The sequence below is a fragment of the Vibrio pomeroyi genome (assembly GCA_041879425.1).
GTDB lineage: Bacteria > Pseudomonadota > Gammaproteobacteria > Enterobacterales > Vibrionaceae > Vibrio > Vibrio pomeroyi_A.
In genome coordinates, this window is sequence record CP090854.1 from 3560524 (window position 1) to 3585873 (window position 25350).

The window sequence follows — 25350 nt, forward strand, 5'->3', positions numbered from 1 at the left end:
ATTACCAAACTCGCGGTTTTAGGTAGTCACTATAAAGCAGAGCTTCTGGTGACCCGGCTTGTGGTTCGTAACGGTATTCCCAACGAGCCAATGGCGGCATAGACATCAAGATAGACTCTGTGCGACCACCGCTTTGTAGACCAAATAGGGTGCCACGGTCATACACTAGGTTAAATTCAACATAGCGGCCACGACGGTATAGTTGGAAGTCACGCTCACGTTCGCCATAAGGTGTCTCTTTGCGACGCTCGACAATAGGCAAGTACGCCGCAGCAAAACCTTCACCGACCGCTTGCATATAAGCAAAGCTCTTAGCGAAACCCCACTCATTTAAATCATCAAAGAACAGACCACCAACACCGCGCGTTTCATCACGGTGAGGCAAGTAGAAATACTTATCACACCACTCTTTGTGTTCTTGGTAAACATCATCACCAAATGGTGCGCACAGATCTTTAGCGGTTTGATGCCAAGACTGGCAATCTTCATCTACTGGATAGAATGGTGTTAAGTCAAAACCACCACCAAACCACCAGATAGGGTCTTCCCCTTCCTTTTCGGCAATAAAGAATCGTACGTTGGCGTGTGAAGTTGGGATATAAGGGTTTTTTGGGTGGATCACTAACGATACCCCCATCGCCTCAAACTTACGTCCGGCTAATTCAGGACGATGAGCGGTTGCTGAAGCGGGCATTGCCTTACCTGCAACGTGAGAAAAGTTAACACCACCTTGCTCAAAGACCGCACCGTTAGTCATCACACGAGTACGACCGCCACCACCGAGGCGTTCGCCAGGCTCGCGCTCCCATGCGTCTTCTTCAAACAACGCGCTACGATCAGCTTGCTCAAGCTGCTGGCAAATCGAATCTTGTAGGCTCAGTAAAAACTGCTTTACTGCTTCTTTATCAATTGCTGACATTTTACTTTCCTTTGCAGGGTTTAACCCTGTCTTAATATTTTCGACGTTTTTGCATCTCTAATTTCGCTAGGCTTCTCGCGGCCACCCGTTTGACCTTCAAGAATCGCGACCAAGTGTTGGCCAAGCTGCTGTTGTACTTCTTCAGTCGTCATACAAGGTGGTTCGCCCGTAAGGTTGGCACTGGTAGAGGTTAACGGCTTACCGAATTCATTACACATTCTTTGAACCAAAGGGTGATCAGTCACGCGTACCGCGATCGAATCAAATTGACCACTGACCCAGTCTGTTACTTTGCTGCTGGTCGGCATAATCCAAGTGACTGGGCCCGGCCATGTCGCTTTAACCGTCGCCAATTGCTCATCGGTTAGTTGGCTCTCGTCTATATAAGGAAGCAACTGCTCGTAACTTGCCGCAATTAAGATCAAGCCCTTTTCAACCGGGCGCTGTTTTAACTCGAGTAATTTCTGGATGGCTTGTGGATTATCTGGATCACAACCGACCCCAAAAACGCCTTCGGTCGGGTAAGCAATGACTTCACCTTGTTGTAATGCCTGCAATGTATGTTGAAAGTTATCCACGGGTACCTCATTAATTCAGTTATCTAACTCACTAAGTGTACAAATTATCACTCACTGTGACTAAAGCTATTTGTTTATAAAATGTATCAATTAACAACTTAGACTGACGCAAACGTTTTCCTTAAGCGATTTTACCCGTATAATGCGCGCAAAATATCTAATCACTAATTAAATCGTACCTGAAGGAGTTTGAGATGACTGTCGGTATTATCATGGGTTCTAAATCTGATTGGCCAACAATGAAGCTAGCTGCAGAAATGTTGGATCAGTTTGGCGTGGCGTACGAAACAAAAGTGGTTTCTGCTCACCGCACACCTCAGTTGCTAGCAGACTACGCAACCAGTGCGAAAGAGCGCGGTATTAAAGTGATTATTGCTGGCGCTGGCGGCGCAGCTCACCTACCAGGTATGGCGGCTGCCTTCACAAGCGTACCTGTTCTTGGTGTTCCAGTTCAATCTAAAGCACTGAAAGGCATGGACTCTCTACTTTCTATCGTGCAAATGCCAAAAGGCATCGCGGTAGGTACTCTAGCTATCGGTGAAGCTGGTGCAGCGAACGCTGGCATCCTAGCGGCACAAATCATTGGTACACACAATGAAGATGTGATGGCAAAAGTAGAAGCGTTCCGCTCTGAGCAAACAGAAACGGTACTTGCTAATCCAAACCCTGCAGAGGACTAATTCCCATGCATGTTCTTGTGTTAGGCGCGGGCCAACTTGCTCGCATGATGTCCCTAGCTGGGGCACCGCTGAATATTGAAATTTCTGCTTTTGATGTTGGCAGCAAAAATATTGTTCATCCATTAACGCAAGCGATTCTAGGCAACGGCTTAGAAAATGCGATAGAGCGCGCGGACGTCATTACTGCTGAGTTTGAACATATCCCTCACGATGTACTTGAGGTATGTGAGCGCAGCGGTAAGTTCTTACCGACCACAGAAGCAATCAAAGCCGGCGGTGACCGTCGCCTTGAAAAAGCGCTGTTAGACGAAGCGAACGTGAAAAACGCTAAGTACTATGTGATTAACTCTCGCGAAGACTTTGATGCTGCGATCGCTCACGTTGGCTTACCAATGGTACTGAAGAGCACACTTGGTGGCTACGATGGTAAGGGCCAGTGGCGCTTAAAGACATTAGACAATGTTGACGCGACTTGGACAGAAATGGCCGAGTGCATTGCAGCGACAGACAATCAAGCCATTGTGGCTGAAGAGTTCGTTCCATTCGACCGAGAAGTATCACTGGTTGGTGCTCGCGGTACCAATGGCGAGATTCAAGTGTACCCACTGGCTGAGAATGTTCACACCGATGGCGTGTTGAGCTTATCAACCGCAATTGACGACATGGAACTGCAAGATCAAGCAAAAACCATGTTCACCGCAATTGCAGAACGCTTGGATTACGTTGGCGTACTAGCACTTGAATTCTTTGATGTTCAAGGTTCACTGCTGGTTAACGAGATTGCACCACGTGTTCATAACTCTGGCCACTGGACGCAACAAGGCGCTGAAACTTGTCAGTTTGAGAACCATCTGCGTGCTGTATGTGGCATGCCACTAGGCAGCACTAAGCTGATTCGTCCAACCGCAATGATCAACATTCTTGGTGAAGATACTCTACCTGAGGCTATTCTGGCTCAAGGCGGCTGTCATGTTCATTGGTATGGCAAAGAAAAGCGTGCAGGTCGTAAGATGGGCCACATTAACGTGAGCGCTGACTACAACGCAGAGCTGCAAAGAGCGTTGTGCTCATTGGCTGATATTCTTGATAAGCAAGCCTACCCGGCTGTGCATGAGTTTGCTGAGCAGATGAAATAAGCCAGCATGGGCTTATGTTAGTTTTAAATACAAAAACGGCGCTCAGTGAGCGCCGTTTTTATTTCTATAATCTAAAGCTACTGAGATTGAATGTGATGACACTTGCGATCAGCACATTGCTTCTTGGTACCACTGGCTGTTTTCTTCTCAAGTAACAACGGGAACTGGCACTCTTCACAGCGACCAATAACAGGTGGCTGATTAACGGCAAACTTACACTTAGGGTAGTTATCACACGCATAGAAGGTTTTGCCATAGCGAGATTTGCGCTCAACCAAATGGCCTCTACCACACTCTGGGCATGCAACCAGCGGCTGCTCTTCAGGTTGTTCTTTTGGTTGGTCCAAAGATTCGATGTGATTACATTCTGGATAGTTGCTACAACCAATGAACATCCCGAAGCGACCTTGCCTTAATACCAATTCGTTTTGGCATTTAGGACACGGTACACCCAGTTCTTTCACTACATGGCCATCGTTTTGATGCAAAGGCTTGATGTAATCACAGCTCGGATACTGCTTACAGCCTAAAAATGGGCCGTGCTTACCATGGCGAAGCTGAAGCTCCCCGCCACACTGTGGACATGGTTCATGCTCTAACGCATGTTCATGTGCTGAAAAAAGCTGATTATCAATCTTACTACTCATGACAAGCCTGTATTAATGCAAGATACCTTGCTCTTTGGTGTACAACAGCTCTTCCATTTGCGTGTAAGCACTTTCATTACCCGGCACATTAAATAGCACCATTAAGATAATCCATTTCAGATCATCCAATTCAAATTCGTTGGTCTCAAGCCCCATCACACGATCGATCACCATTTCACGAATCTCTGTCGTGAGCACGTTGATCTGCTCTAGGAACAGTAAGAAACCTCGACACTCCATATTAATACGCGATACCTCTCGACTGGTGTAAACACGCATCGAGGTATTGGAGCACATAGTAATCGCCGCTTGGTTGTCAGTATCTTGCAGTGCAGCAAGATCTTCTAACCAATGGAGGGCCTTATAAATATCGTCTTGGTGAAACCCTGCTCGAAGAAGCTCATCTTCAAGTTCGTCTTGATCCACCTGCAATTCAGAATCGCTATGGATGTAGGTTTCAAACAAGTACATCAGTATGTCCATCATCATAGCTTAGCCTCTCCCCTTTCGAATATAGCCACCGGAAACTGCAACAACATGCCCTGAGAGCTCAAGCTCTAAAAGCTGCATCATGACTTCATGCACAGGTATATGGGTTCTCTGTGCCAAAATATCAACGGGTGTCGCCTCTAATCCTACGTTAGCTAACAGCAGTGGAAATGGCAATTGTTCATTTTCACCCTCATTCTGCGTAGGTTCGAATAAGCTGGGCTGCTGATCTATAGACCAGTTTAACAGACTCTTTATTTCAATCAGAACATCTTGAGCATTTTGCACTAAACATGCTCCAGCTTTGATCAGACTGTTACCTCCGCGGCTGGTTGGGCTATGAATAGAACCGGGCAGCGCAAACACTTCTCGACCTTGCTCCATCGCATAACGAGCCGTAATCAAAGAACCACTCTTTTCTGCCGCTTCAACAACGAGAGTTCCCAAAGACAAGCCACTTATAATACGGTTACGACGGGGGAAATGTTCAGGTCTCGGTTTAGCACTTGGGCGAAACTCTGAAATCAGCGCGCCATTTTCACAGATTCTATCGGCTAGGTTTCGGTGCCGCGCAGGGTAAATGGAGTCCAAACCAGAACCTAACACTGCAAAAGTTTCTCCTCCTTTATCCAGAGCACCATCATGAGCATAGCCATCAATACCGAGCGCTAAGCCACTGGTGACAATCAAACCGTTTTGGACGAACTCTTTGGCGAAGGACTTCGCGGTTTGCAGCCCTTCGAGACTGGCATTACGGCTGCCGACCATCGCGATTTGAGGTTCAATCAGCTTCTCAACGTGTCCTTTAACGAAAAGAACACTGGGCGCAGAGGCAATCTCATTGAGCAGTTTGGGATAATGTGGGCAATTAGGAGTAATGATGTGATGGTTAGGCTGTTTCGCTTGCCATGATAAGCAAGCCTCCACTTCTCTTGGGGCTTGCTCTCTTAGATAGGATATTTGCTTGGATGACAAACCGAACGCTTGCAGTTGCTGACTTGAGTAGCCAACAATGTTCGAAGGGGAATCGATACTCAGCAGGCGAGAAAGGCGTTTGCCACCCAATTGCGGAACAAAACTTAGAGTTAGCCAAGCACTCAGTTGTTGCTCATTCACTCGGTATCCTTAACCTCTTCAGTCAAAGCCAGATCCAAAGGCGATACAGCCAGAATATCATTGCTAACAGGTTTAGAGCTCTGAGTAATCAACGCGAGGCTAAAATACTCATAAGGGCGAATGACCATCAAGCTACCCAGTGAGGTACTTGGCAATTGCACCTTATCGCTCGCCGCCGACTCTTTATAACTGTATTCACCTTGCTTACCAAACACCACCGCACCGCTTTCGCTGAGGGTAAACATAGACCCCTGACGAAGGTTATCCTGTGAACCTTTGTTTATCACTACCACTTGATTCTTCGCGCTGTATTGGCTGCCATCTAATGAACCCAAGATGTTAGCAAACTGACCCGCCGCACTAGGTGCAGGATAAAACGTGGTAGAGAGCTTCACCTGATCAACACCAAGTTCTGGTAACACAAGGTCGTTCAGCAGTACCTCTTGCAGTTGAGTGTCTATCTGTAAACTACTGAACTTAGCATCCACCTCTTTTAAGCGCGCAGTGGCGACCAGTCGCAAAGAGGTAATACTCGCTTGAGGTTGCTGCCGTTGGTAGGTTTCAACGGCGCGGTAGATCCCCCACTTTTGATGCTGTTGGTTACCTGATATGAATAATCGGTCTGCACCCGATAAGAAACGTTTACCATCACTGGTTCCTAATACTCGTTGTGCCGATTCGATATCTTGCTGATCTACCAAGCGATCAGACTGTAAATAAGGCAGAACCAGCCCCTCGTTGACGGTAGGTACTGCTTTCTTCTCAGAGACACGAATCTTAGGGCTAAGCTTGATAACAGGCTTGAGGCTCAATACAGGCTCGCCATTAATCCAAACCAAAGACAGTTTATCTCCGGGATAAATGAGGTGAGGATTTTCTATCTCTGGATTCACCTGCCATAACCTTGGCCACAACCATGGGCTATCGAGATACATCGCAGATATATCCCACAAGGTATCGCCCTTAACCACCACATACGCGTCGGGTGCACCCTGTTTAATGGTTAAAGGTTGCTCACTATTTTCAGCCGTAACGGCGAACGAAATCGAAGCACAAATAAGAGTTAAAGCAGGGAATAAATGACGCATGACCTAGGTTCCTTGGTCTGAATATATGACATCTGATTGGAGAATTACCTTCAGGATGCTGTCATTTGACCTCTAAAATGTCTAGAATTGAGCCAACAAGGTTTAAGCTGTTTCGGCACAGTTCAATATTTCGAGTGTATATGTCTGTATTACAAGTATTAACATTACCAGATGATCGTCTACGTACCGTGGCGAAACCGGTAAAAGAAGTTACCCCGGAGATTCAAAAGTTCGTTGATGACATGATTGAAACCATGTACGACGAAGAAGGTATCGGCCTTGCGGCAACGCAAGTAGATTTCCACCAACGCATCGTTGTTATCGATATTTCAGAGACGCGTGATGAGCCTATGGTTCTGATCAACCCTGAAATCACCGAAAAACGCGGCGAAGATGGTATCGAAGAAGGCTGCCTATCTGTACCAGGCGCTCGAGCTCTAGTACCTCGCGCTGCAGAAGTAACGGTTAAAGCATTAGACCGTGACGGCAACGAATTTACATTCGACGCTGATGACCTTCTGGCTATCTGTGTTCAGCACGAACTTGACCACCTAGAAGGCAAGTTGTTTGTTGATTACCTATCGCCACTAAAGCGTAAACGTATCCAAGATAAGCTAGCGAAAATTAAACGTTTCAACGAGAAACAGGGTTAATCACCGCTGCTATTACTAAATTAGAAGGAAGCCTACCTTGAGTCAGTCTTTAAGAATTGTCTTCGCAGGTACTCCGGATTTCGCCGCCCGTCACTTGGCGGCGTTGTTGTCTTCGGAGCATGAAGTTATCGCTGTTTACACACAGCCAGATCGTCCAGCAGGCCGCGGTAAAAAACTGACTGCGAGCCCAGTAAAAAACATCGCACTTGAAAATAATATTCCGGTTTACCAACCAGAAAACTTCAAGTCAGATGAAGCTAAGCAAGAGCTAGCGGATTTGAATGCTGACATCATGGTTGTTGTAGCTTACGGCTTATTGCTTCCACAAGTGGTTTTAGATACACCTCGCTTAGGTTGTATCAACGTGCATGGCTCTATCCTGCCGCGCTGGCGTGGTGCTGCTCCTATCCAACGTTCTATTTGGGCGGGTGATAAAGAGACAGGCGTAACGATCATGCAAATGGATATCGGCCTAGATACGGGTGACATGCTAAGCATTGCAACGCTACCAATTGAAGCGACAGATACCAGTGCTTCAATGTATGAAAAGCTTGCTGGCCTAGGCCCTGATGCGCTTGTTGAGTGTTTGTCTGACATCGCTTCTGGTAAAGCGGTGGCTGAAAAGCAAGACGACGAGCTTGCTAACTACGCGAAGAAGCTAAGTAAAGAAGAAGCACGTATCAACTGGAGTGATGACGCGGCTCATATTGAGCGCTGCGTTCGTGCTTTCAACCCATGGCCAATGAGCCACTTTGAAGCTGCGCAAAACAGCATCAAAGTATGGCAAAGCCGTGTGGCAGAGCAAACCTCTGATAAGCCTGCAGGTACTATTCTGCAAGCTGATAAAACGGGTATCTACGTAGCAACAGGACAAGGTGTACTTGTTCTTGAACAGCTGCAAGTGCCTGGTAAAAAAGCCATGTCAGTTCAGGATATCTTGAACTCTCGTGCAAGCTGGTTTGAAGTTGGAACTCAACTTTCTTAACCGCTTTTAAAGCTGCCAGAAGCGCAGCTTAGAAAACCTTTACGAGGGCAGAGATGCCCTCATGTATTCAAATAAATATTCGGTACCCCTCATGAATGTTCGCGCTGCTGCTGCAAATGTCCTATTCCAAGTTGTCGATAAAGGCCACTCTCTTTCACACGCTCTCCCTGCGGCTCAAAAAACGATCCGCCCGCGAGACCACGCTCTACTGCAAGAGATTTGCTACGGCGCACTTCGTTACCTGCCTCGTTTAGAGTCAATCGCTAACGAACTGATGGAAAACCCGCTTAAAGGTAAAAAGCGTGTATTCCACCACCTGATTTTGGTGGGCATTTACCAATTGAGCTTCATGCGTATCCCTTCGCACGCTGCCGTTGCGGAAACCGTTGAGGGCACCAAAACACTGCGTGGTCCAAGCCTAAGTGGTTTGATCAACGCGGTATTACGTAGCTACCTACGTGACCAAGAAGAGCTGGATGAAAAAGCGGTTAGCCACAATGCGGGCAAATACGGCCACCCAAGCTGGATTCTAAAAATGCTTCAAGAGAGCTACCCAGATCAATGGGAGCAACTGGTTGAGGCAAACAACAGCAAGGCACCAATGTGGTTGCGTGTAAACCGCCAACACCACACGCGTGACGAGTACGTTGAACTGCTTAAAAACGAAAACATTGAATACACACTGCACCCAGAAGCGGCGGATGCCATAAAATTGGCCGCACCTTGTGATGTGACTTTACTACCGGGCTTCGATAGAGGTTGGGTATCAGTACAAGACGCAGCGGCTCAGCTTTCTGTAGATTACCTAACACCAAAAGATGGTGAGCTAATCCTAGACTGTTGTGCAGCCCCTGGCGGTAAAACCGCACACATTCTTGAGCACACTAACGACACTGAAGTGGTTGCTATTGACTGTGATATTAAACGCCTAGACCGTGTTTACGATAACCTTGAACGTCTACAACTGCGTGCCGATGTAATTTGTGGCGATGCTCGCTACCCTGAAGAGTGGTGGATGAGTGATAAGTTCGACCGTATCCTACTTGACGCGCCTTGTTCAGCGACCGGTGTAATCCGCCGTCACCCTGACATCAAGTGGCTACGCCGTGCATCTGATATTGATGCACTCGCTGAGCTACAAAGTGAGATCATGGACGCAATGTGGCGTCAGTTGAAAGAAGGCGGCACCATGGTTTACGCGACATGCTCAATCACACCGCAAGAGAACGTTCTGCAAGTGAAAGCTTTCCTAGAGCGTACCGAGAACGCAACGCTGGTTGGGTCTGATATCGAAAATCCGGGTCGTCAAATACTGCCTGGTGAAGAAGATATGGATGGCTTCTACTACGCAGTTCTAGTAAAACAGGCATAACAACTAACAGCGGCTAAGAATTTAATTCTTAGCCGCTGTTTCTTTCTAGTGCATTATCGAAGCAAAATGCGCGCACTAGAATTACAAAGGCAAAAATAAGAGAAAGGCTATGAAGATCATTATCCTAGGTGCTGGACAAGTAGGCGGTACCCTTGCTGAAAACCTAGTAGGTGAAAACAATGACATCACGATCGTCGACCGTAATGCCGATCGACTGCGTGAACTTCAAGACAAATACGACCTTAGGGTTGTAAACGGCTATGCCAGCCACCCGAACACACTACGTGAAGCGGGTGCACAAGATGCCGACATGTTGGTTGCCGTAACCAACATGGATGAAACCAACATGGCCGCATGTCAGGTTGCCTTCTCTCTTTTCAACACGCCAAACCGAATTGCCCGTATTCGTTCTCCAGAATATCTGGAAGAGAAAGAAGCGCTGTTCAAATCTGGGGCTATCCCTGTTGATCACCTGATCGCACCGGAAGAACTCGTCACCAGCTACATCGAACGTTTGATCCAATACCCAGGCGCACTACAAGTGGTGAGCTTTGCAGAACAGAAAGTGAGCCTAGTAGCGGTAAAAGCCTACTACGGTGGTCCACTGGTTGGTAATGCACTGTCTGCTTTACGTGAGCACATGCCACACATCGATACTCGTGTTGCGGCTATCTTCCGTCAAGGTCGCCCTATTCGCCCACAAGGCACCACCATCATTGAAGCCGATGATGAAGTATTCTTCGTCGCAGCAAGTAACCATATCCGCTCAGTGATGAGTGAGCTGCAACGTCTAGAGAAACCATACCGCCGCATCATGATTGTCGGTGGTGGTAACATTGGTGCAAGCTTGGCGAAACGCCTTGAGCAGAGCTACAGCATCAAGCTTATTGAGCGCAGCTACACTCGTGCAGAGAAGCTGTCTGAAGAGTTAGAAAACACCATCGTATTCTGTGGTGACGCAGCAGACCAAGAGCTGCTAACTGAAGAGAACATCGATCAAGTTGATGTGTTCATTGCCCTAACCAATGAAGATGAAACCAACATCATGTCAGCAATGCTGGCCAAGCGAATGGGTGCCAAGAAAGTAATGGTACTGATTCAGCGTGGTGCTTACGTCGACCTTGTTCAGGGTGGTGTGATTGATATTGCTATCTCTCCACAACAAGCGACCATTTCTGCGCTGCTTACTCACGTTCGTCGTGCTGATATTGTAAACGTATCTTCACTACGTCGCGGCGCTGCAGAGGCGATCGAAGCGATTGCTCACGGTGACGAAACCACATCTAAAGTCGTTGGTCGAGCGATTGGCGATATCAAGCTACCACCGGGCACCACTATTGGTGCGATTGTTCGCGGAGAAGAGGTACTTATCGCGCACGATAGAACCGTAATCGAACAAGATGACCACGTAGTGATGTTCCTAGTGGACAAGAAATACGTACCTGATGTTGAGTCTCTATTCCAACCGAGCCCGTTCTTCTTATAGCCTTGTTTCGTAAGCTTCTTCTCATAACCTTCTTGTGAGAACGATGCTCCGGCACAAAGCGATGGTCTATTAAGCTATGGTCAACTTTCGTCCGATATTATTAGTGATAGGGTTAGTGTTATCAAAACTCGCCCTTTTCATGTACATCCCCACATTGGTTGCCTTCTTTACTGGCACCGGTGGCTTCCTCGAGTTTGGTCAATCGGTAGTGATCACGCACATCGTCGCGTTCATATGCTTGAGTTTAGGCCGTTCAGCTAAGTTCCGACTTGGGGTTCGGGACATGTTCCTTATTACATCTCTAGTGTGGACGATTGCCAGTGCCTTCGCCGCGCTGCCGTTTGTGTTCATCAACCATATCAGCTTCACTGACGCCTACTTTGAAACCATGTCAGGTATTACCACAACAGGTTCAACGGTACTGAGCGGCTTAGATAGCATGGCACCAAGTATTCTATTATGGCGCTCTATACTGCAGTGGCTTGGTGGTATTGGCTTCATCGTAATGGCGGTAGCGGTACTGCCAATGCTCAACGTCGGTGGTATGCGCCTGTTCCAAACTGAATCTTCTGATTGGTCCGATAAAAGCAGCCCGAGAGCAAAAACTGTCGCCAAGAACATCGTAGCGGTTTATCTGGTATTAACTGGCTTGTGCTTGGTGAGCTATCTGTTTGCGGGCATGAGTGTGTTTGATGCCATCAACCACTCATTCACCACGCTTTCTACAGGCGGTTACTCAACCTCAGACGGCTCTATGAACCACTTCTCGAACAGCGCTCACTGGGTGGGCACCGTGTTCATGTTCTTAGGTGGTCTACCATTCCTACTCTTTGTCAGTGCGCTGCGCGGTAGAAAGCTCTCTATCCTCTACAAAGATGCCCAAGTGAGAGGCTTCGCTTACCTTTTCTTAGTCACCAGTGCTGTGATCTCCACATGGCTAGTGGTCAGAGATGGCTACACAGTATTGGATGCATTACGAGTCTCGATGTTCAACATCGTATCGGTTGTGACAACTACTGGTTTTGGCTTAGAAGACTTCACAGCGTGGGGGGCACTGCCAACCACCTTGTTTGCCTTCCTGATGATGGCGGGTGCTTGTTCTGGTTCAACTTCTGGTGGTATCAAAATCTTCCGCTTCCAGATAGCGATGACTATGCTTCACAAACAGATGATGAAGCTGATTCACCCATCAGGCGTGTTTGTTCAACGATATAACCAACGTCCTGTCAGCGACGACATCGTACGTTCATTGGTGGCGTTTGGTTTAATGTTCTTTATTACGATCATCTTAATCGCTGGTGGCTTAAGTGCGATGGGGTTAGACCCAATCACCAGTATCTCAGGTGCCATTACTGCGGTAGCTAACGTTGGCCCGGGTATGGGCAGCGTGATTGGCCCAACGGGTAACTTTGCTCCACTACCAGACGCCGCTAAGTGGTTATTAAGCCTTGGTATGTTGATGGGAAGGCTTGAGATACTGACGCTGATCGTTCTATTCTTCCCAGCCTTCTGGCGACGCTAATTGCACGAATATTTAAGGAAACTGACATGAAATCATACCTACTTATCGCAAGCGCACTGCTGAGCAGTTCAGCCTTCGCCGACCAAATGGTCACTCTTCAAGATGGAAAACAAATACTGCTGAAAGATGACTTTACTTGGCAGTACGTAGCACAGAAGCAAACGGAAGAAGTAGTGACAACATCAGAGATCGCCGCGCCTGTCGCAGCAGCACCTGTTGTGGCAGTCCCAGTGGCGACCAACGTGCGTGGTACGACGATTGTCGTTGATAGCAAGAAGCCGAGCTTACAGCTATCTCAATCAGGGGTAGATGTAGTGCTAGGCGCGAGTCACTATGAAGGTGGTGAGCTGATTATCCCAACCGCGATTACCAACCAAAGCACACAAGCCGTGATCTTAGTGTCGGTAAAACTCGGTCTGTATTCAGCGAGCGGTGAATTGTTAGAAGAGAAAACCGTAGCCGTTTGGAAATCAATTAAGCGTATGGCAGATACCTACCTTCGACCAAAAACAGATGCCGAAGGTACTTCCATCAAACTAGTGGTTGAACAGCACCCTGAGTACCAAATCAAAGCTGAAATCGTTGAAGTACTGACTCGCTAAACCGGAGTCACGTACAGATAGATAGCGAAGAAATGGCAAGCGCAGCCCGCCAACACAAACAAGTGCCAGATGGCATGATTGTATGGGATGCGTTTTGCCACATAGAAAATCACACCCAGCGAGTAAATCACACCACCGAGAGCTAATAACACCAAACCGCCCATCTCGATATTCATCGCCAGTTGATACACCACAATCAATGACAACCACCCCATCGCCAAGTAAGTCACCAGTGACAACCGCTTAAATCGGTAGACGAAGGCAATCTTCATAATGATGCCCACCAACGCGATTCCCCAAATCACCGCCATCAAGCCCATCGCTAATGGTGTTCTTAAACTCACCAATAAAAATGGCGTGTAGCTACCCGCGATCAGTAAGTAGATCGCACAGTGATCGAGGGTTTTCAGTAGGCGCTTAGTCTTTTCTGTGGTGATCGAGTGATAAAGCGTGGAAGCGAGAAAGAGTAGGATAATACTGCTGCCATACACCGCCATGCTCGCAATAGTCAGCATATCGGCTTGATGGTCAAACGCACGAATCAGTAGCAGGATTAAACCAACCACGCCAAGCACAACACCCAAGCCATGTGTGATCGCATTGGCGCGTTCTTCTATGTCACTGTATTCGCTCGCCGATGATGCAGACATGATTATCCTACTAGAGTAAATGTTCGATTTGCCTAGTATTGCACATTAAGCTTACACGTGTAAGCTTAAATTTTTATGACATCGATGACGTCTAAACTGTGTGATGAAGCTAAGGTCTCTAAAGCTAAAGAACCAAAGAGCTTACTAAGAAGCGTTATCTAGATACTCAAGCACCATCTTGCCTGCATCTTGTGGTGACGTATCCAATGGCACACTCAATTGACGCTGCAGCTGACCAATGCCTAATAAGCTCGCCAACATACCTTTTGCACCATCGCGATTGCGATCTATCTCAAACCACAACTTGAGCTCGGTTTCATCACGATGAGCCACCACTTCCAGCTCACGCCAGCGACCATGATATGGACCAGTGGTAGGAACAAACTCAAACTCTTGAACAAATGGCAGTTCAAAGCCCTCTACCGCTTCGCACTCAACTTGGCGAATGCGTAGACCTTGAGCTTCTAGTTCATTAAAAATGCCATCGAGAAGTGCGTCTGGGCGAACCGTTAAAATATCCTTATCCGATGGGTCAATCGCCATCGCAATGTCTAATCCGGTTTCAAGCCATACTTTTGAATCGCCGATCGTCACTGGGGTATTCAACGGAACATCAAATTCGCACTCGAAATCACGGGTTTCACCCGGCTGAATAACAAAGGCATACGGCAGGCTCCATTTGGCCAGCGAGTATGTCTGGTGCATTCGACGTTTTTGACCGCCCTCTTGTCTCTGCGAATTCATGGTGACTTCTTTGACATAACGACAGCACAGATTGAGATCGATGTTGTCGATCTCCTGCGGCTGAGCGCCACCATACACATGCACAATAATGCTCGCCTTTTGCCCTGGATAAAGCACTTCCTGTTGCAATACAGAATCCACCTTGGCAGACCCAATACCAAAACTTGCTAACGTTTTCTTTAAGAACGACATATGCACCTCCTTTAAAGCATCATCTTAAGCCTGAAAGAGGTTCAAACTCAAATATACTGCTCACACTATTTTAGCTCTAATATCGTCTATTTATCACTCAGGCGTCGATCGATAAGTTAGATAGTGATAATCTAAGCCTTGATATGCATGCATATCATTATCCTGATTTATTATTCGGATTGGCGAAAGCCAGACGAGCGACTCTTCAAGAAATTGAGGCGGACCTCATGGTAAATCAGGCCATTAGATTGGCAATGGATATGCCTGACCGTTAGGTAAATGAATGCGCCCAACAGCTGTCAGGTTCTCGCACACCAACCGTAGTGCGATGCGTCGTCGTAGTGGCTTTGTTGCTGCTCCAACGGCAAAGAAATTGGCTCCAACAATGACTTTAGTTGAGAAGACTGCTTTATTAGCACCGACTACAACAAAAGTAATTAAAGCCGCTTAACAAAAAGCGCAGTTTTTACTGCGCTTTTTTCTTGCCTATTTCCCTGCTCGAAATGAGTTTACACATTGGTATTCCCCACCCGATTTGATACCTTAGCCACAAATCATTATAAAATTTGTGGAGAATAAAGTATGAAGTGTCACCGCATAGAAGAACTGCTGGAAATGATGGAGCCTGAGTGGCAGAAAGATCAAGAGCTTAACTTGTTAGAGTTCATCATCAAGCTATCAAAAGAAGCAGGCTACGAAGGTAAACTTGAAGAACTGACTGACGATGTTCTTATCTATCACCTAAAAATGCGCAACAGCGAGAAAGATGAAATGATCCCGGGTCTTAAAAAAGACCAAGAAGATGATTTCAAAACCGCAATTCTAAAAGCGCGCGGCATCCTATAATTACCTCAATGCTCAACAGCGTAATTGCCGTATAGATAAAATGCTCAATTTTAAAAAGCGACCACTCGGTCGCTTTTTGTTTCTGTTCGCTATTTTTTCGTCACAACTGTTATGACTTTTGTTGTTAAAGGTTGATAGCGTTAAAGAAATGAGAACAAGATTGTCGCTATAATCGCCACCCATAAGAATCTTCTAAAATAATAAGAGTAAGTGCGATATCAACTGACGCATCAAGCTCAATTTCTACAGGTTCTCTAAACCACACTTTAAAGTAATGTCGTCTTGCTCGATTTAACCGAGCAAACCAGCCACAAAAAGGATAGTCCATGAGTCAGGATAAAATCGATATCAAAGATGTGACTCCTAAAACCTTTAATCCGAAAACACATAAAGGTAATGGAGATCGATTTAACCCAAGTAACCGAATCTACGTTCGAGAAAGCAAAGGTAAATTCCAACAATTGCGCCGCTACGGTGGTTGGTTCTTACTTTTACTTTTTGCACTTATTCCGTGGATTCCATTTGGTGAGCGACAAGCGATCTTGCTAGATATCGGTAGCCAACAGTTCAACTTCTTTGGCACCACACTCTACCCTCAAGATCTGACCCTGCTCGCGATCCTATTTATGATTGCCGCATTCGGCCTGTTTTTTATCACCACCTTTTTAGGCCGTGTGTGGTGTGGTTACCTTTGTCCTCAAACCGTGTGGACCTTCATGTACATCTGGTTTGAAGAGAAACTCGAAGGGGCGGCTAACAAACGAAGAAAACAAGATTCCGGCAAACTGACCACCAATCTAATGGTCAGAAAAACCCTCAAACACATTGCGTGGTGGGCAATTGCCATTGCTACCGGTTTAACCTTTGTTGGCTACTTCATCCCAATCAAAGAGTTAGTGGTTGGCTTCTTTACCTTTAACTCATCATTCTGGCCTGTGTTCTGGGTGCTGTTCTTTGCGGGCTGTACCTATGCCAACGCAGGTTGGATGCGCTCGATTGTGTGTCTGCACATGTGTCCTTACGCTCGCTTCCAATCCGCGATGTTTGATAAAGACACCTTCATCGTCGGTTACGACACTGAGCGTGGTGAGAGCCGCGGTCCTCGTTCTCGTAAGGCCGATCCAAAAGAGCTTGGCTTAGGCGACTGTATTGACTGTAACCTGTGTGTTCAAGTGTGCCCGACGGGGATTGATATCCGTGACGGCCTGCAATATGAATGTATCAACTGTGGTGCGTGTATTGATGCTTGTGACAACACAATGGAGCGTATGGGTTATGAAAAGGGCCTTATCAAATACACCACTGAACACAGGCTTGAAGGACATTCAACCAAGGTAATGCGTCCTAAATTGCTAGGCTATGGGGCGATCTTAGTTCTTATGCTGGGCTTGTTCTTCGTGCAAATCGCGAGTGTTGATCCTGCGGGTCTGAGCGTACTTCGTGACAGAAACCAACTGTTCAGAGTCAACAACCAAGGGCTGGTTGAAAATACCTATACCCTAAAAGTGATCAACAAAACGCAGCAAGAGCAAGAATACAAACTCGATGTAAGCGGGCTACCGGGTTCTATCTGGTACGGTAAGCAAACCATCACTGTCGATCCGGGCGAGGTTTTGAACCTACCTATCAGTTTAGGTGCTGACCCTGAAAAACTGAGCTCACCTGTTTCAACAATTCAGTTTATACTCTCGGATAATGAAGAGTTTACGATGGAAGTAGAAAGCCGCTTTATCAAGAAACTCTGATACTAACCATTCAACGGTCGGTATAACCCAATAAATGGAAAAAGGCTCAGCAATGAGCCTTTTTTATTATATGACGATGCAAGCCTTTAACTTTGATAACCTGACACCTGACTTCATGTGGTACGCACTGGAGAGTATTGGGGTTCGTGCTGAATCTGGGCTTCTCGCTCTCAACAGTTACGAAAACCGGGTCTATCAATTCACCGATGAAGACCGTAAACGCTACGTCGTTAAGTTTTATCGCCCACAGCGTTGGAACAAAGAGCAGATTCAAGAAGAACACGACTTCGCACTTGAACTGATCGAACAGGAAATGCCCGTCGCTCCTCCAATGCGCGTCAACGGTGAAACCCTGCATGAATATCAAGGCTACCTGTTTGCGTTATTCGAAAGCGTTGGCGGTCGACAATATGAAGTGGATAACCTAGACCAACTAGAAGGTGTAGGACGCTTCCTAGGCAGAATTCACAAAGCGAGTGCAGGAAGAACCTTCCAACATCGCCCAACCATCAGCCTAGATGAGTATCTGTATCAACCACGTAAGATATTAGAAAACTCTCAATTTATCCCGACTCACCTAGAGAACGCGTTCTTCAATGACGTCGACCTTCTGATTAAAGAGTTAGAGAGTCAATGGCCGAGCAATATTGAAAATATCCGCCTACATGGCGATTGCCACCCAGGCAATATTCTGTGGCGCGACGGGCCGATGTTCGTTGATCTTGATGACGCACGTAACGGCCCTGCGATACAAGATCTATGGATGCTGCTCAACGGTGAACGCCAAGATAAGCTGATGCAACTCGATATTCTGCTAGAGAGTTATCAAGAGTTTTGCGATTTTAATACCTCACAACTGAAACTAATCGAACCACTACGCGGTCTACGTATGGTGCATTACATGGCATGGTTAGCGAAGCGATGGCACGATCCGGCGTTCCCTTTGGCCTTCCCGTGGTTTAATGACCCGAAATATTGGGAGCAACAAGTACTTGCTTGTAAAGAGCAAATTGCTACCCTGCAAGAGCCACCACTTTCGTTAATGCCTCAGTGGTAACCGCAATCGCAACATACAACTAGATAAAAATTCAAACATAATGGAGATTGGATAAATGAAAAAGCTATTCGCATTTTTCTCATTGATCATGTTGAGCCTTTCAGCTCACGCTGCGAAATTTAACGAAGGTGAGCACTACAAAGTTCTCGATCTAGAAGCATCAAAGAAGCCAGTAGTGACAGAGTTCTTCTCTTTCTACTGCCCACACTGTAATAGCTTTGAGCCTATTATCCAGCAGCTAAAACAACAGCTACCTGCTGACGCTAAGCTACAGAAAAACCATGTTTCATTCATGGGTGGCAACATGGGTCTGCCAATGAGCAAGGCTTACGCGACCATGATTGCCCTGAAAGTTGAAGACAAGATGGTGCCAGTGATGTTTAACCGCATTCACAACATGAACAAGCCACCACGTGATGAAGCAGAACTACGTCAAATCTTCCTAGACGAAGGTGTTGATGCTAAGAAATTTGATGCGGCATACAATGGCTTTGCGGTAGATTCAATGGTTCGTCGTTTCGACAAAGCATTTAAAGACAGCGGCCTTTCAGGTGTACCAGCTGTAGTAGTGAACAACCGCTACCTAGTAGAAGCACAAGGCATCAACAGCCTAGACGAGTACTTTGAATTGGTTAACTTCCTACTGAAGAAGTAAAAAACAATCAAAAAACCATAATAAGGAAGCTTCGGCTTCCTTTTTTATGCCTGACGTTTTTTAATCATCTTCAGTAAACACATAACTTTTAGCTCGCAATACGGTTCGACTTCCCATTTATCTAATAAACCTTTATAAGGTGCGCGATAAAGTGAACCTTTAGATTATGTTGTTTTCTATAACCTTTTATTAACAGCTATTTATTGCTACCACTCACCGGGGCAAGGAGCCTCTGAATGAAAATCAAATATACGTTATTAGCACTGAGCGTTGCCGCAGCACCTGCTTTTGCCAAGCTTGCTGATGAAGCAGGTTTCAGTGGTGAAATCTCTATCAACACCGGTTTGACTTCTTCAACCTCAAACTTTAATACCGATGCTGACAGCACTATTTCATCTAATGATCAGAAGGCTTCTTCGGAAAGCTCATTTCTGATAGCTCCTTTAGGTAGCGTTGCGTACACCTTCGGCGAGCAATTAAACCATCAGGTTTACACAGGTACAGCACGTGATGACGTTGCAACGGGTACTGTGGTACTTGAAGTGGGTTACAAATACCAACTTGAGTCTGGCATGGTAATCGATGCTTCAATTCTGCCAACCATTATGTCTGGCGAAACTTGGGCAAACCCTTACGCTGTAGGTGTTGCTCGAAGTGAAACAGATGAAACCGGTAATGCGTTCCGTCTAAAGCTGGATAGCATTGCTGGCTCTGCGTTCTCTGTCGATATGGCTTTCGCGACCAGAGATGTAGAAAATGATCTGGTTGAGGACGCACTAAAGCGTGATGCGGATACCTTCTACCTGAAAGGTCAGTACCGTCAACCGATTAGCCGCACCATGATGCTGGTTCCGTCTTTGATTTATCAATCAACAGACGCTAAAGGCGACGCAGAATCATTCGAGCAGTTCGGTGGTGAGGTCAGTTTGTTTGGTGGTATGGGCCGTCACCAGTACGCACTAACAGCGGGCTACAGCCAACGATCTTACGATGCAAGCAACCCAATCTACGACAAGAAGCGTAGCGACGACAACATCAATCTATTCGCCGCGTATGAATATGATCAGTTCATGGAATGGGAAAACTGGTCGTTTGTTGCTCTTGCCGGTTACGGTACTAGTGAATCGAACATTACCTTCTACGATGAATCACAATACATCGCTTCGGTTGGCTTGAACTACAAGTTCTAATCACTGCTAACTCATAGCAACCAAACTGAATAACCAAAGCCTGCATCATTGCAGGCTTTTTTTCGCTTGCTCACTACACCGCCTGAGCCGTGAGCTGTTTCAGCAAGCGATCCATAGCTCGATAGCCCAGCGCTTCCGATAAATGCTTTTTCTCTATCTGTTCATTGCCATCCAGATCAGCGATGGTGCGGGCCACCTTGATGATTCGATGATAAGCACGAATCGATAAACCCAATCGATGCAGCGCGGTTTCGAGAAACTCCGCATCTTCACGTCGAAGTGGGCAATATTTCTCAATTTCTCGGCTTCCTAATAACGCATTCGATTTATGGTTCCTAGACAGCATCAACTGACGCGCTTGTTTGACCCTTTGCTTTACCACTTGAGTGGTTTCACCGCGATCACCACCTTCAGCCAACATCCCTTTAGGGAGTAATGGGATCTCTAGGGACATATCAAACCTATCAAGCAATGGCCCAGACAATCGGTTGAGATAGCGCAATATAATCTGCGGATTAGCGCGTGCTTGATTGCCTTCGTAATAACCAGTAGGGCTGGGGTTCAATGCACCGACCAACTGAAAGCGCGCAGGGAAACGAGTCTTACCTGCCACTCGTGAAATAATAATCTCTCCCGACTCTAGCGGCTCGCGCAATGAATCAAGCACCTTGCGTTCAAACTCCGGCATCTCATCCAGAAACAGTAACCCGTTATGAGCCAGAGAGATCTCACCGGGGCGAGGGACAGAACCACCACCTACCAGTGCCGCCATCGAGCTCGAGTGGTGAGGCGATCGAAATGGCCTCTGCTTCCAATTGTATTGATTGATCTCTTGTTGCGTTAACGAAGCCACCGAAGCAGTTTCCATCGCCTCGTCATCACTCATTTCAGGTAATAGGTCGCGTAGTCGAGAAGCGAGCATGGTCTTACCCGTTCCGGGAGGGCCAAGGAACAATAAGTTATGGTTGCCAGCCGCGGCTATTTCCAACGCTCGCTTACCTTGCTGTTGACCGATAATATCTTGCAGGTCACGATGCTCCGACACATCAACTTGATGTTGCTCTGTTCGATACAAACCAAGCTGAGCCTGACCACACATGTCCGCGCAAACTTCTAACAAGGTTTGTGCTGACTTATGCGCCCCTTTTCCAACTAACGCTGCCTGATCTCCGTTGTGATGCGGCACAACCAAGCAACGTTCGACGTTATCAGCGGCGAGGGTTGCGGGCAGTACCCCTTTCACAGAGCGTAGCTCTCCCGACAGTGCCAATTCGCCGATGAATTCATGTTGAACTATTTTTGATGTGGGTAGCTGATCGGACGCCACCAAGATCCCTAGTGCGATTGGCAGGTCAAAACGGCCGCCCTCTTTGGGTAAATCTGCAGGAGCAAGGTTGACCGTGATTCTTTTCGAGGGAAATTCAAAGCGAGAGTTGATAATGGCACTTCTTACTCTGTCTTTGGATTCCTTGACCGTCGTTTCAGGCAAACCCACCAGCGTAAAACCGGGCATTCCATTGCTTATATGGACCTCAACGGTCACTTCTGGCGCCTCTACACCCACACTTGCTCGGCTATGAATTATCGCGAGTCCCATAACTTTCCTTTGTCTTTGATTTAAAAGTATTCGCTCTGGATATTCATTGCTCACCAAAGCGATAAGGTTGTTATATAGCTTGGTGGAATGGTGTTTTAATGTGAAAAAAGAATGACATTTTCCTTGTCAGGCAACAGATTTGTGTGATAACACTAGAGATGTAGACATTTACTGAACACAATAAACGAGAAAACTCGAATTATATGAACTTTAACGCTCGCATTTACGCACTGATTAACCTGATTATCGTGGTCATTATTGAGACTGCGCGGGGGCGAGTGGGAAAAAAGTAACCACGAATTAGAAAAAACCCCCGCACTGACAAGTCCGGGGGTTTTTTCTAATTTGAATAATCGATTTTTATATTTTTGAGTATTTTCGGCTTTGCCGATTTACAGGAAGAATGGGAGCACACGATGTGCAGAGACAAAGGAAACAGTTACCAAAACACAGGTAATACGGGAGAATTCCGATGAAAGGCGCAGAACTAGTCGTATCCGCACTCAAGCAACAAGGAATTGAGACCGTATTTGGTTACCCAGGTGGTGCCATCATGCCAATCTACGATGCACTTTATGATGGCGGGGTTGAGCATATCCTATGTCGTCATGAGCAAGGCGCCGCGATGGCCGCGATCGGTATGGCTCGTGCAACACAAGATGTCGCTGTTTGTATGGCAACCTCAGGACCAGGTGCAACTAACCTAGTCACTGGCCTTGCAGATGCCTTTATGGATTCAATTCCATTGGTTGCTATCACAGGTCAGGTTGCAAGTTCCCACATTGGTACCGATGCATTCCAAGAGATGGATGTGATTGGTATGTCTCTGTCATGTACCAAGCACAGCTACCTAGTTACCGACATTGAAGAATTGGCACCAACCTTGGCTGAAGCCTTTGTAGTCGCGAAGTCAGGCCGCCCAGGTCCAGTTATCGTCGATATCGCTAAAGATGTTCAACTAGCAGAAGCTCCTGTTAAAACTCTCCCAGAATTTACTCCACCAGCTATTCCTGTTGCGACAACCGACGCCATTGAACAGGCACAGTACTTTTTGTCTCAAGCAACCCGTCCTGTTTTATACGTAGGTGGTGGTGTTCAACTTGCTAAAGCGACCGATGCTGTTCGTGAGTTCTTACGCTTAAATCCAATGCCTGCGGTAAGTACACTGAAAGGCTTGGGTACTATCGAACGTGACGACCCACACTACCTTGGCATGCTAGGTATGCACGGCACTAAAGCCGCTAACCTAGTGGTTCAAGAGAGTGACCTGCTGATTGTTGTTGGCGCTCGTTTCGACGACCGAGTCACCGGTAAGCTTGATACCTTTGCACCACACGCGAAGGTTATCCATATCGATATCGATGCTGCTGAGTTCAGCAAATTGCGTCTTGCTAATGCGCCAATTCGTGGTGACATCAACAAGATCATGCCTCAATTGGAACTAAGCCAAGACATCTCATCTTGGGTTCACCACTCTGAAGGCCTTCGTAGCTCATTCAAATGGCGCTACGACCACCCAGGTGATCTGATCTTTGCTCCGCTACTGTTGAAGCAACTGTCAGACATGATGCCAGCAAGCTCTATTATTTCAACCGATGTTGGCCAACACCAAATGTGGGCAGCTCAACACATTCAACCTCGTGCTCCACAGAACTTCATCACCTCTGCCGGTTTGGGCACCATGGGCTTTGGTTTACCAGCCGCGATGGGTGCATCGGTTGGGCGTCCTGATGACCAATCGATTCTAATCTCTGGTGATGGCTCGTTCATGATGAATGTGCAAGAGCTTGGCACACTGAAACGCCGCCAGATCCCTGTGAAGATGGTGCTTCTAAACAACTCTCGCTTGGGCATGGTTCGTCAATGGCAATCACTGTTCTTTGATGGCCGCCACAGTGAAACCATCCTAGATGACAACCCAGACTTCGTGATGCTAGCGAAAGCATTCGATATCCCGGGTAAAACCATCACGCGTAAAGAAGAAGTAGAGCCAGCACTGAAAGAGATGCTAGAGAGCAAAACCGCTTACCTACTTCATGTTCTTATCGATGAAGAAGAGAACGTATGGCCACTAGTACCGCCAGGTGCTTCAAACAGTGAGATGTTGGAGAACACATAACATGAAAAGATACCTATTAGACATCAAAGCCGATGATAAGCCTGTACTACTAGAGCGTGTTCTTCGTGTTATCCGCCACCGTGGCTTTATTGTTAAGCAAGTCGCGGGCACTCAAAACCACGAAAGCAAAGTGGCGAGTGTTGAGATCATTGTTGACAGTGACCGTCCGATCTCTTTCTTGGTCAATCAGATCGAAAAGCTGTGGGATGTGCGTACCGTTGACGTTATCTCTATCAGTCGTAATGAATTGCCAAACAATAACTTACAACAAAAGATAAAAGCATAAGGAACCGCAAACATGACAGCTAAAACGGCAGACTATATTTGGTTTAACGGTGAGATGGTTCCTTGGGCAGAGGCGAACGTTCACGTCCTGACTCACGCAATGCACTACGGTACTTCTGTGTTTGAAGGTGTTCGTTGCTACAACACACCAAAGGGTCCGGTTATTTTCCGTCACCCTGAGCACGCTAAGCGCTTAAAAGACTCAGCAAAAATCTACCGCTTCCCAATTCCTTACACTGAGGAAGAAATTATGGAAGCGACTCGCGAAACGCTACGTCAAAATAAGCTAGAGTCAGCGTACATCCGCCCTCTAGGCTTTGTCGGGAACGTTGGTTTGGGTGTATGCCCTCCAGAAAACACTGAGATGGAGCTGATCATCGCTGCTTTCCCTTGGGGCTCTTACCTAGGTGAAGAAGCACTAGAGAATGGCGTGGACGCGATGATCTCAAGCTGGAACCGTGCGGCACCAAACACTATCCCAACCGCTGCTAAAGCGGGTGGTAACTACTTATCTTCACTGCTAGTTGGTGGTGAAGCGCGTCGTCATGGTTACGATGAAGGTATCGCGCTAAGTGTTGATGGTTACCTTTCTGAAGGTGCAGGTGAAAACATCTTTGTAGTGCGCAATGGCGTGCTATCGACACCACCAGCGACCAGTGCAATTCTGCCGGGCATCACTCGTGATTCGCTCATGACACTAGCAAAAGACATGGGTTATGAGATCCGTGAAGAGAACATTGCTCGTGAAGCGCTATACCTTGCCGATGAAGTCTTCATGACAGGCACAGCAGCGGAAATCGTTCCGGTTCGCAGCGTAGACAAAATTACAGTAGGTGAAGGCAAACGCGGCCCTATCACTGAAAAAGTTCAAGCGGCTTACTTTGGTTTATTCAATGGTACCACTGAAGATAAATGGGGCTGGTTAGATTACGTTTATCCAGAAAACCACGCTTCAGCAAACCAAACACAATCAACTAAGTAAGCAACAGCCAAGTAT

26 protein-coding genes are annotated in these 25350 nt (G+C 46.8%); 17 read left to right on the top strand and 9 right to left on the bottom strand.

Annotation, left to right across the window (positions count from 1 at the left end; translation table 11 throughout):
• Position 1: 1 nt before the first annotated feature.
• Both hemF and L0992_15850 read right to left on the bottom strand, forming a co-directional pair.
• Positions 2-919, bottom strand: coding sequence for an oxygen-dependent coproporphyrinogen oxidase (hemF, locus tag L0992_15845; GenBank protein ID XGB67113.1), 918 nt, complete (start codon positions 917-919; stop codon positions 2-4).
• A gap of 20 nt (positions 920-939) precedes the next feature.
• On the bottom strand, positions 940-1497 hold the full coding sequence (locus L0992_15850) for a threonylcarbamoyl-AMP synthase (protein XGB67114.1): 558 nt from the start codon (positions 1495-1497) through the stop codon (positions 940-942).
• 194 nt (positions 1498-1691) lie between these two features.
• Between L0992_15850 and purE the strand changes: the two genes are divergently transcribed.
• A complete protein-coding gene (gene purE, locus L0992_15855) occupies positions 1692-2177 on the top strand; it encodes a 5-(carboxyamino)imidazole ribonucleotide mutase (protein XGB67115.1) in 486 nt (161 codons plus the stop codon).
• Between the two features lie 5 nt (positions 2178-2182).
• Complete coding sequence (locus L0992_15860; protein ID XGB67116.1) at positions 2183-3313, top strand: 5-(carboxyamino)imidazole ribonucleotide synthase; 1131 nt, start codon at positions 2183-2185, stop codon at positions 3311-3313.
• A gap of 77 nt (positions 3314-3390) precedes the next feature.
• Here the strand turns inward: L0992_15860 and L0992_15865 are convergent, their stop codons facing one another.
• The 4 genes from L0992_15865 to L0992_15880 are packed head-to-tail and all read right to left on the bottom strand — an operon-like array spanning position 3391 to position 6653.
• Complete coding sequence (locus tag L0992_15865; GenBank protein ID XGB67117.1) at positions 3391-3960, bottom strand: topoisomerase DNA-binding C4 zinc finger domain-containing protein; 570 nt, start codon at positions 3958-3960, stop codon at positions 3391-3393.
• Between the two features lie 12 nt (positions 3961-3972).
• Positions 3973-4449, bottom strand: coding sequence for a DUF494 family protein (locus tag L0992_15870; GenBank protein ID XGB67118.1), 477 nt, complete (start codon positions 4447-4449; stop codon positions 3973-3975).
• A gap of 3 nt (positions 4450-4452) precedes the next feature.
• On the bottom strand, positions 4453-5565 hold the full coding sequence (gene dprA, locus L0992_15875) for a DNA-processing protein DprA (GenBank protein XGB67119.1): 1113 nt from the start codon (positions 5563-5565) through the stop codon (positions 4453-4455).
• Entirely contained in the window at positions 5562-6653 is a 1092-nt protein-coding gene (locus tag L0992_15880; protein XGB67120.1) for a LysM peptidoglycan-binding domain-containing protein, read from the bottom strand. The genes dprA and L0992_15880 overlap by 4 nt, the downstream gene beginning before the upstream one ends.
• Before the next feature lie 140 nt (positions 6654-6793).
• On the opposite strand from L0992_15880, the gene def reads away from it, so the two are divergent.
• The 6 genes from def to L0992_15910 all read left to right on the top strand — a co-directional run bounded on the left by def (position 6794) and on the right by L0992_15910 (position 13273).
• Positions 6794-7306, top strand: coding sequence for a peptide deformylase (gene def, locus L0992_15885; GenBank protein ID XGB67121.1), 513 nt, complete (start codon positions 6794-6796; stop codon positions 7304-7306).
• 37 nt (positions 7307-7343) lie between these two features.
• Positions 7344-8291: a methionyl-tRNA formyltransferase gene (gene fmt, locus L0992_15890; protein XGB67122.1), complete on the top strand. Its 948-nt coding sequence runs from the start codon at positions 7344-7346 to the stop codon at positions 8289-8291.
• A 91-nt stretch (positions 8292-8382) separates the two neighbouring features.
• Positions 8383-9663, top strand: a complete 1281-nt coding sequence (gene rsmB, locus L0992_15895) for a 16S rRNA (cytosine(967)-C(5))-methyltransferase RsmB (GenBank protein ID XGB67123.1) — start codon at positions 8383-8385, stop codon at positions 9661-9663.
• Positions 9664-9772: 109 nt separating this feature from the next.
• Positions 9773-11149, top strand: coding sequence for a Trk system potassium transporter TrkA (gene trkA / locus L0992_15900; protein ID XGB67124.1), 1377 nt, complete (start codon positions 9773-9775; stop codon positions 11147-11149).
• A gap of 76 nt (positions 11150-11225) precedes the next feature.
• Positions 11226-12671 carry a TrkH family potassium uptake protein gene (locus L0992_15905; GenBank protein XGB67125.1) on the top strand — a complete coding sequence of 482 codons (1446 nt, stop codon included), beginning with the start codon at positions 11226-11228 and terminating at the stop codon, positions 12669-12671.
• Positions 12672-12697: 26 nt separating this feature from the next.
• Positions 12698-13273: a DUF3157 family protein gene (locus L0992_15910; protein ID XGB67126.1), complete on the top strand. Its 576-nt coding sequence runs from the start codon at positions 12698-12700 to the stop codon at positions 13271-13273.
• Here L0992_15910 and L0992_15915 read toward each other — a convergent pair.
• Positions 13270-13923: a hemolysin III family protein gene (locus L0992_15915; GenBank protein XGB67127.1), complete on the bottom strand. Its 654-nt coding sequence runs from the start codon at positions 13921-13923 to the stop codon at positions 13270-13272. The genes L0992_15910 and L0992_15915 overlap by 4 nt on opposite strands.
• Positions 13924-14067: 144 nt before the next feature.
• Positions 14068-14859: a sporulation protein gene (locus L0992_15920; protein ID XGB67128.1), complete on the bottom strand. Its 792-nt coding sequence runs from the start codon at positions 14857-14859 to the stop codon at positions 14068-14070.
• A gap of 283 nt (positions 14860-15142) precedes the next feature.
• Here L0992_15920 and L0992_15925 point away from each other — a divergent pair, with 283 nt between their 5' ends.
• The 6 genes from L0992_15925 (at position 15143) to L0992_15950 (ending at position 20352) form a co-directional block, all read left to right on the top strand.
• Complete coding sequence (locus tag L0992_15925) at positions 15143-15310, top strand: hypothetical protein (GenBank protein XGB67129.1); 168 nt, start codon at positions 15143-15145, stop codon at positions 15308-15310.
• 131 nt (positions 15311-15441) lie between these two features.
• On the top strand, positions 15442-15705 hold the full coding sequence (locus L0992_15930; protein XGB67130.1) for a YihD family protein: 264 nt from the start codon (positions 15442-15444) through the stop codon (positions 15703-15705).
• Between the two features lie 326 nt (positions 15706-16031).
• On the top strand, positions 16032-17450 hold the full coding sequence (ccoG, locus tag L0992_15935) for a cytochrome c oxidase accessory protein CcoG (protein XGB67131.1): 1419 nt from the start codon (positions 16032-16034) through the stop codon (positions 17448-17450).
• Positions 17451-17520: 70 nt separating this feature from the next.
• Positions 17521-18507, top strand: a complete 987-nt coding sequence (locus tag L0992_15940) for a serine/threonine protein kinase (GenBank protein XGB68746.1) — start codon at positions 17521-17523, stop codon at positions 18505-18507.
• Positions 18508-18562: 55 nt separating this feature from the next.
• Positions 18563-19162, top strand: coding sequence for a thiol:disulfide interchange protein DsbA/DsbL (locus tag L0992_15945; protein ID XGB67132.1), 600 nt, complete (start codon positions 18563-18565; stop codon positions 19160-19162).
• Between the two features lie 236 nt (positions 19163-19398).
• On the top strand, positions 19399-20352 hold the full coding sequence (locus L0992_15950; protein XGB67133.1) for a DUF2860 domain-containing protein: 954 nt from the start codon (positions 19399-19401) through the stop codon (positions 20350-20352).
• 73 nt (positions 20353-20425) lie between these two features.
• Here L0992_15950 and L0992_15955 read toward each other — a convergent pair whose 3' ends face one another.
• Entirely contained in the window at positions 20426-21949 is a 1524-nt protein-coding gene (locus L0992_15955) for a YifB family Mg chelatase-like AAA ATPase (GenBank protein ID XGB67134.1), read from the bottom strand.
• A gap of 472 nt (positions 21950-22421) precedes the next feature.
• Between L0992_15955 and ilvG the strand changes: the two genes are divergently transcribed.
• From ilvG to L0992_15970, 3 genes are read left to right on the top strand one after another with little or no spacing between them, the layout of a single operon-like run.
• Positions 22422-24068 carry an acetolactate synthase 2 catalytic subunit gene (gene ilvG, locus L0992_15960; protein ID XGB67135.1) on the top strand — a complete coding sequence of 549 codons (1647 nt, stop codon included), beginning with the start codon at positions 22422-22424 and terminating at the stop codon, positions 24066-24068.
• Position 24069: 1 nt separating this feature from the next.
• Positions 24070-24354, top strand: a complete 285-nt coding sequence (gene ilvM / locus L0992_15965; protein XGB67136.1) for an acetolactate synthase 2 small subunit — start codon at positions 24070-24072, stop codon at positions 24352-24354.
• Between the two features lie 12 nt (positions 24355-24366).
• A complete protein-coding gene (locus L0992_15970) occupies positions 24367-25335 on the top strand; it encodes a branched-chain amino acid transaminase (protein XGB67137.1) in 969 nt (322 codons plus the stop codon).
• The last annotated feature ends 15 nt before the right edge of the window (positions 25336-25350 follow it).